Genomic DNA, 8,904 nt, shown 5'->3' on the forward strand with positions numbered 1-8,904 from the left:
GCTCCCGAAACGTTTGAAGCGAGCTGAGTTCAGTCCCTCCTCTCCACCCTCCGCACATCCACAAATCGATTCTTGACACGTATGCACCGCTTCCCTTGACTCTCCTCAACCCGACCAAAACTCGATGATTCTATTCATACTAAGTCTACAACCCGCCTGAATCGCCCCTTCAACACACTTGCACTGGGGCCAAAGCCCCCTTACACAGGCTGTTCCACAAGCAACCCGCTCAACCGATTTTGCGTTGCACTACTTATAAAAAATCCTGGCTCCAACCGTCCTCAGATAGGCACGACATCTCTTTTAACCTATTGACATCATCTCGGAAGTACCCACGCATATAATCAATATCCAAATCATCCATTGGTCGAAACTCATTACCATCCACGGTCGCGAGCACACCCCTATCATCCCTTGAATAGTCATACTTATACTGAACACGTAAATCCTCTAGCCCCTCCGGAAACTCTGCAATACCCAGGAACCTAGCCACACTCCTCAAATACGCCTGCTTATTTTCTAACATGGATTCAAACGACCAAATATGGAAATTACTCCTTTCAAATACCTCGAACCACCTCTTTAGATGCAACGAGTACAGACCCATATGCAAGATTCCACTCCGATGCAACGCCTCCCTTGCGGGCATATCAAACGATAAACGCTTTTTCTTTACATGATGCATGTACGCGGAAATCGCTCGGTCGATCGGATTCCTCAAAAGCACCAGAAACTTAACATCTTTCCCCAGCGTATCCCGCACTCTTGCCGGTGCATCTTTTCTAAATTCCATCTCTTGATCACAGTCAGCATGCTTGGGACACACCCAAAGATACCCAGGCGTAACCTCCCCACACAACTGCCCCTCAACTGCGTCCGAAAACTGCTCGATGTACCACTCGCTACCTTTTTCCCAATTACTCTCGACGTCGAAAAACATGATTTCCTTGCGTCGCGGCACAAATACTCCTGGGTGCTGCTCCAACATGTTATGGAGCCACGTAGTCCCTGATTTTTGTGCTCCGACCCCCAAAAACCTAGGCTCACGCCTCATAATTCTTTCCCTCATGTTTATGAATTCCGTGATCACGATCCAATCTGCCGCTGAGGAGCCCCTCTCGTCTAAACGTAACAGACGCTTACACGACTCCACTCACTCTACATCAGCCAAGACGGGACTCTTGCAAGACACGCCACGAGAACACCGACCTGCGGCCAATACGTTAAATCCGACCTCTAGCACGCAATACGACCGGACCGAAATGAATTCCATCGTCCCGATTGTCCCGTAGCACCTAACCTGATTCAGGTTGTCGGTGAGCCGGAACCAACCACGCCTAAACTAAGACATCGACCATCCGAGGACTGGAAACCTCTCGCCGCTCTTCCGAGCCCTTCACGCTGGAATTAGAACCACAAAATAGTTCCAACACGCGCTTCCATCATTACTCTTCCCCCGAAGCCTCGTTCTGTCTGACACGACCGACACAGTGCGTTCCCGACATTACTCGCACCGCGCCGTTCCGAATCCCGGTACTATCGCGCTTTAGCCAGCCAATAGGAGCCCGAACCGTTGACACAGAATCCACTGGCTGAACTTCATGACACGACATCGCCGAGTGAACGTGCCGCCCCTCTAGCCGAAAACATCTGGATGCGTCATGGACGTCGCTACGTACACGACTGTTGAAACGTTAGCTCGTTGCGAGAATAGATAGGCTGGCCAAACCCTTACTACTCATGCAAACATGTTAGCAGCCATTCCGTATCTACTCACGCCGTACGATCCCCCCCCCAAATAGACCTTCCTGATTATTCGAATTTTTTTGTCTTTACATCATTTAACAACTCCTTAATAGCTGGCACCACATTGTCGATAGTATATAACGCTGTGACGTCTTGTCGGGCTCGCCTGGCTAGTTCTCGCACCGTCTTCGGATTTTCAATAAGATGAGTCAGACTATTTGTCCAGCCTTCAACCGTATTTTCCGTTACGAAGCAATTCTCCCGATGGCGAGCTATATCACGATATGCAGGAACATCTGAGACGATCATCGCGGCATCTAGCGCGGCACATTCGAGAAATTTTATGTACGATTTCGAGCGATTGAATTCATCGTCTACCAAAGGTATAACGGCGATATCCCAATCGATCTCGTTTTTTATCCATCTCACGAAATTTGGGTATTCCTTTTCTTTAGGTAAATCTATCTTACGACCAAAACGCGTAGTTGCCCTCCCGAATCCTCCTATCACCTCGATCTGAACTCGGTTCCTATACTGATCTTCTACATGTCTCATAGCTGGGGCGATCATCTCAAGATCTCGATCGTGTGTCGGCGTTCCCACATAACCGATTTTAACGGGTCTGCTCGCTTCCTTCCGGGTACTCAAGCGCAAACGCGTCTCATCTTCTTGTATCCCCCAAAGATCCGAATCGATACCGTTTGGTATCACAACTACACGCCCATTGAACGCCCCCATCTTGCGTGCCAGCGGACCGCTCGAGGTTGTCACGATCTCAGACGACGACGCCAAGAGTGACACCTTACCAATCGTTTCCGCGCATTCATTTCTGGACTTACCAAGGCGCGCAAGTGTTTCGACATCAAGCAGATTGTCATCGATGTCATGCACTATTCTCGTCCCAGCCTTTTTTGCTTCGCCAATCCATTCGGCGAGAACTTCCCTACTAACACCGGGTACGTCGCGCTGGAGCACCGCAATACCATCCGGCACAACTGCGGGCAAAGCCTTCGCCTCTTTCACGTGAAATTCGTCCAAGACAGAGTCGTGAAGGTAAGGGAGAAGTAGGCGAACGTATGCCGAGCCTAGCGGACGGCCATGCCTATTCCGAGCGGGAACGAGCGAGATACACGGGCCATCTTCCGATCGTAGGCGGTACAACTCGGCGGCGTTTTCGCGGGCACAAGTCAGGAGCCTGTTTTGCTCCATGGACCGAACGGCCCTCTGAATACGGGCACGACCGTATTTCGATGAAAGTGCTTGAGATCCCGCCCTCATAAGGCGAACCCGTTCCGCTCCCATGTAACTTCGCGATTTTCGATGGTAGACGTACGTGTTTGTTGCCACCACCAGTCCGAAACCCGCATCGACAGCGCGAAAGCAGAAATCATTTTCCTCCCCGTATCCCCTGGGGAAAGTCACTTCGTCCATCCATCCCACGGCCTCCAAGACCTCGCGCTTCAAGCCAAAACAGAATCCGTGGATCAGCGGCGTGCGAGGAAGCGCATCGACCGTAGACCAGTTTTCACAATAACGATTCATGTCTTCCGGGGTCATACCCGTCGGAAGTTCATTCACTGCAGTCTGATCGCCTGTACCGCGAAATTCCGGTATTGATTGATAACTAGCCGCATTTGACAATGGCCCCACAATTCCGGCACCAGGCGTCGTGTAAACGGCTTCCGCCAGCTTCTCTGCCCATAACGACGTGACAATAGTGTCGCTGTTCAGGAGTATCACGAAATCCGCTGTCGTGGCGGCCAGACCCTGATTGGCCGCTCTTGTATATCCGACGGCGCTTTCGTTGCGGAGACGCGAAACCCAGTCCCTTTCCGCGAACGCACGCAAAAACTCAGCCGAATCTACGTCCGAACCATCGTCTACAATAATGAGCCTCAGCTCTTCATCAATTCTTTCTCTCTCTATCGATTCAAGACATAACTTGACATCCTCAAGCGCATTGTGGACACATACCACTACGTCGATCCGCCGACCTCTTTGCGAGCCCACTCTAGCCTCTTTCATGTCCGCATAGCTCGATAGAGCGTAGGGATCCAGGAGAGGTGAGTCTAACTTCGCAACGAGACTCGAAGCCGGACCCTGTCCAGCGTCATGCTCGACCAACACGAAGTCACGGTTATTCCTCACGCTTTCACCGTTCGTGAGAAGCCTATGCCATTGGACATCCGCTACCCGAAGGGCGTAGTTTTTGCTTAGCTGATCACGCCGACTATGCCGGTCTATCTGCGACCACCACGTCGAAAAGAACCGCTCACAGGATTCGCGACATGCACCGAGGTTGGCCATCATCAAATTACTTTCAATAAGGTCGTCGTGCTTGAACCCTTCGGACCGGTAAGCCTGAACTTGGCACTCCATGACTGAATAGTCGTCCTTCGCCCGGTGAGCGCACTCGTGAATCTCTTCGTAGATCGATTGTCTCTGGGGGTGCGGAATAGCCCCAATAGCTTTCCCGGATTCCTTGAAGTCAATCACGAACGGCCAGATATCTCCAAGAATCATGACGTTCGAGTCGATCCAGATGGTGATGTCGTAGTCCGCCAAGAGCCAATGGGGATGGGTTTTCACAAACCGCGCGGTCCGCGTTGCGTCGTCGCTAAAGTAGGTGATCGGACGCACTTGCCATATGCCTGTATCGGGCAATGCGGTGTCCGTGAAGACGATATAGTCGATCCGATCATCCAACACAGCCGGGAGCTTCAGCGAGTCATAGTTACCGGATATCGCCGTGTAGACCGCAACACGCAGTTCTCCGTCATTGGGTCGACGGATATCGCGGGCCGCCTTGGATTCTTTATACTCGACAATCCGCTTTTCGTAGTCTTCTAGGTTCCTAATTCGGCGCGCGACGCTGATAAACAATTTTGCCTGCCAGGATCTTGCATCGTCAGGATAATTCGTCAAAATCGCCTGCCACTGTTGGATCGTATCGTCCCACAGCTCCGACTGAAAGGCGGCAGTGGCCTGTTGAATATCTTGTTTTATGGCCTTTCTTCTTTCGTTGTCCGCCCGAGATGGAACGGCCCCGCGAGTGTGAGTACGAGACTCATGTTCACTCAAGTAGCTGCCGACCCTCTTGCGGATGGTACCAGGGATGCATTTCTTAATTCGAACCGGTACATGGCGAGCGTAGATTGTCCGGAGTGCGCCTGCCGCTCGCGCGGTCTGGCCGGTCATAAGCCACCACACAAACCGCATACTCCTAACAACGTTACGGACGGTCCACCTGATGGCTCGAGATAGGACTCTCATCGGATAGGTGATTCGCCAGCTTGTCGAGTGCTCCATCTCATTCAGGTGGCGTGAGAGCTTGCTGAGTTTCCTTTCGCATTGTTGCAGCTTGGCCGAAGAGCGGGCCAGTTCCGCTTCTCTTTTCTCGAGCTTGACTGAAAGGCCTTTTCGACTTCTTGCCGGCACCTTCAGGTCCTGTTGAGAGGCGACTTCCTTGTCACGGATGTCGGCCTTCTTAGTCCGATGTTGCATTGCTTGCTTCGGGTAGGCCCCCAGCCGGTTGTATGCGTCTCGTATAGCCATAGTTGCTTTTTGGTCCAGCGCAGCGGAAAACAGTGCTCTGAGACCCGGCGAAAGGTCTGATCCATAGCCCAACACTCCCAAGCCGTGACCATGCAGAAACTCGAAGGAAGGAAATTCGACACGGATTTCCTCCCACAGATGGAAGACCCCAAAGTTGCGCTCCCTGACGTTTGTGTCGTGGAAAAGAACCACGGCGCGGTCGGAGAGCTTCGGGAGCCAGCTCTCGAAGTCGTGTTTGACGTCCTCGTAGAAGTGACGCCCATCGATGTGCAACAAGTCGATGCTGCCGTCACTGAAGTGCTGAAGTGCGTCATCGAACGATGAGCGCACCAGGCGGGAGAAACTCGAATAGTGCGTGTCGTTGTAGGACTTCACACGCTCGTAAATGGAGTCGTCATAGAAACCAGCGTGCTCATCCCCCTGCCAATGATCCACGGCATAGCACCGGGTTTCGGTGCCCAGCGCCTGAACAGCCTGGCAGAAGGCGAAATAGGAGTAGCCACCGTGCGTGCCCAGCTCCACAACCGTACGGGGCCGGTGCGCGTCGATCAGCCAGAAGGCAAAGGGGCCGTGGTCCAGCCAAGCCGATGACTCGAGGTAATTCGGCCACAAGAACGATGCCGGCGACAGGCAGTGACGGAGGAGATCCCCTTCCGGAATGCTGCGTTCCTCCGGCGTGGTTAGTCGCTCCGTATCGACCCTTTGGTCCATGCTACGTGTCACTCAGTCTCTCCTGGTCTTCTGTCTTCTGTCTTCTGTCTTCTGGCTTGGTTGCTTGATCTAATTCTGGTCGGGATGCCGCCGTGAAGCCGGGGCTGGGCCGAGGCTCACTGCCTTCGGCCTCCTGCTTAACCACCTATTGACGTTCGCGGCGTGCGGGACGTAACAGCAGCCGAAGCATCTCGTGGAGCTCATGTCCCCAGAGCCGCGACTGGACCGCCAGTGCGATGACCCGATACCGAAGGCTATATTGTCCCGCCATCGCATATCGGTAGTACAGGTGGAGCGGCGGCATCATGGTCCGCAGGGCCCAGTAGACGCGCGTACGCACGGACCCCGATAGTACCTGCCCTCCCTTAATGCGCCGGGCCTTGGAGACCACGTCTTTCCAGGACTCGCGTGCGGGATGCCGCACGACCGCTTCGCTGACGAAATGGATGGAATAGCCGCTAGCGCACGCGCGGCGGCAGAAAGCGGCATCGCCTCCCGAATAACGTGTCGAATCGAACCCGCCCAGCATCGCCTTTACCGATCGGTGTACCAGAAGGTTGGCGGTGGCTGCGTAGCCGCGGCGCACATAATGCGCTTGCGGGATTCCGCGGATCAGGTCGTAGATTTCGTAGGCATTGGGGCACGCGGAGTCCGTGTACATCTCGACGGCGCCAGCCAGAACAGCGCTTGTTCCCTCCTGCTGGGCTCGGTCGAGCATGGCCTCGAGCCACCGGGTATCGGGTCGGCAATCGGCATCGGTGAAGGCGAGCCAGTCGCCTGCCGCGGCTTCGATGCCGACGTTCCGGGCCGCGTAGGATCCCGGCGTTTCGCAGTTCAGAATACGAACGTTGGCGGGGAGGCTTTTCGGGGGCTCGTAATCCGTGGAGCCGTTGTCCACCAGCAGCACTTCGAAGGACTCTTGCGGGAAGGTCTGTGCCTGCAGGCATTCCAGCAGCTCCGGAACCAATCCCCAGTGGTTGTAGACGGGCACGATGAGCGAGCAGGTAGGCCAGGAGACATCTTCCGCCGAGCCGTTCCAGCGTTGCTTGCTGATTGGAGTTGAAAGGCTTCCACTCATCCCCGGGCTCCCTTACTGGAGGCAGATGCAGAAAGACGCGCTAGCAACCCGACAAGACGTGGCACAAGCGCAATGGCGGAGCTGAACCGTTGTTGCTCGGTCAGAAACTCCAGTTCGCGGCTTAACGCGGCGAGCACCGAGGCGTCTGCGTGCCCCTCAAGGGTCGGCAATTGTTCGGGCTTAGTCGGCCACCCTGCCCCGGCCGGTTCGATCGCCCAGTTTCCCCAGTGAATCAGCGTGGGCGCCCCTGCCTCGGTCATTACGATATTGCCCGGCCGAACGTCCCGCGTGGTAATCGCCAGGGGCAATGCGGCCAGCTGGTCGCGCCAGTCCTGCAGGCGAGCGCGCAGCTGACCGAGGGCATTGAGGGATTGTGAATCGTTGGCGGCGATTCGGAGACGCTCCAGTATGCTGTCGTTCAGGCGCTGCCACAACATGGGCCGGGATCGCTGGTAACGGGTCAACAGGGGTTGCGGCAGGGCGACCTGAAGCAGGGTGAGGCGGATCTCTTCGACGCCTTTGGCGGTATCACCCTGCCTGGCCGGGAGCTCTTCAGCTACCTGCAGTACGTGGCAATGGAAGCCGCGCACCTGTGTGGCGCCGATCCATTGCGGGCCGGGCAGGCCCTGGGGCGGGTCGGCCAGCAGGGTCGCCTCGTGCAGGGCGTAGGCGGTGCGTTTGGGAGCAAACAGCTTGACGAAGATGCTCGGCTTCCGCGGGGTGCGGCAATGCAGCACGCCCACGTTGGCCACGTCGGTTTGCCACCACTGGATTTCCAGGTCCTCGGAAGCGGGTTCACCGTACATTTCGGCGATGAGCTCGGGTACCCATTGCTGGCGGGCTTCCGGCGTCAGGAGTGTCCAGATGGTCTCTTTGTTCGTCTCCTGGGCCTGGCCGGGCATGAAGACGCTGGAATGGAAGAACAATGCATCCAGCTTTGCCTCCTGGTCGTGCTGTTTCACGAGCCCGGTCACCAGGCTCGACAGGCGGTTGAACCCCTGGCGGGCGAGCAGCAGCGCGATGATCGCCGGGATCAGGCCGGGCGGATCGAGGAACAGGAAGTCGACCACCAGGTAACCGAACGCCAGCATGAAGCCGATACCCGCCAGAACGCCCATCCAGCCGTTGAGGTTGTCCTGGATGCGTGTCCGCAGGCCTTCATGCATGGCAAGCGCAGCAAACAGTACCGCGCCTACCGCAACAACGTACCCCGTGGCCAGAAGCGCCACGCTTTGGTAGAGCCAGAACAGAATGCCCAGCGCCAGCAGCAGGAACACGCTGCCCGCGATCACCTCGGCATGGCGTTTGTAGGCGCGGGCAGCCAGTTCGTCCTGGTTCTCGAACAGGACCATCTTGCGGCTGCGTGCGAGGAGGGTTTTCGACCCTCGCTCGCCGCCGAACTCCACGATGCGTTCGGCCAGCAGATACAGGCCGTAGAACGCGATGGTGGCGGCGCTCAGCCAAACGATCAGCGCGTCGCGGTCGAACTGTTCGAACGCCGGTGGGAAGTAGCGGGGTATGCCGTCCGAGCCCAGCAGGATGATGACCTTCAGCGGGAGGAAAAAGGCCAGCAGCATGGAGAGCTGCGACACCAGGGTGAAGAACACCACCCCGCTGGTCGCCGCTGGCGCCGCCCAGAAGAACTTGGCGCCCAGGCGGCTGCTCCATTTCAGGCTGTCGAGGATGGCGGGGATCAAGGGGTTGAACCCTTGGCTACCGTGGTTTCGAGCCCCGTAGGAGCCGAGCCCTCTCGGCGATGGGGCGCCGGCCAGGCCCGATCGGCCAGGGGCTGGCCTCCTGCGTTTGCGGTGGCC

4 protein-coding genes are annotated in these 8,904 nt (G+C 56.2%); all 4 read right to left on the reverse strand.

Annotated elements, in window-relative coordinates; all coding sequences use genetic code 11:
- Positions 1-253 precede the first annotated feature (253 nt).
- Positions 254-1,090 carry a sulfotransferase gene (locus F787_RS16170; protein ID WP_155989618.1) on the reverse strand — a complete coding sequence of 279 codons (837 nt, stop codon included), beginning with the start codon at positions 1,088-1,090 and terminating at the stop codon, positions 254-256.
- A gap of 722 nt (positions 1,091-1,812) precedes the next feature.
- Positions 1,813-6,024 (reverse strand): class I SAM-dependent methyltransferase, encoded by a 4,212-nt coding sequence (locus F787_RS16550; RefSeq protein WP_155989619.1) that lies wholly within the window; start codon positions 6,022-6,024, stop codon positions 1,813-1,815.
- Between the two features lie 133 nt (positions 6,025-6,157).
- Positions 6,158-7,090: a glycosyltransferase family 2 protein gene (locus F787_RS0112770; protein ID WP_028492430.1), complete on the reverse strand. Its 933-nt coding sequence runs from the start codon at positions 7,088-7,090 to the stop codon at positions 6,158-6,160.
- Positions 7,087-8,787 carry a phosphotransferase gene (locus F787_RS0112775; protein WP_028492431.1) on the reverse strand — a complete coding sequence of 567 codons (1,701 nt, stop codon included), beginning with the start codon at positions 8,785-8,787 and terminating at the stop codon, positions 7,087-7,089. Before F787_RS0112775 ends, F787_RS0112770 begins: the two co-directional genes overlap by 4 nt.
- Between the last annotated feature and the right edge of the window lie 117 nt (positions 8,788-8,904).

Origin of the sequence: Thioalkalivibrio sp. ALE19, assembly GCF_000428605.1 — a bacterium.
Taxonomy (GTDB): domain Bacteria; phylum Pseudomonadota; class Gammaproteobacteria; order Ectothiorhodospirales; family Ectothiorhodospiraceae; genus Thioalkalivibrio.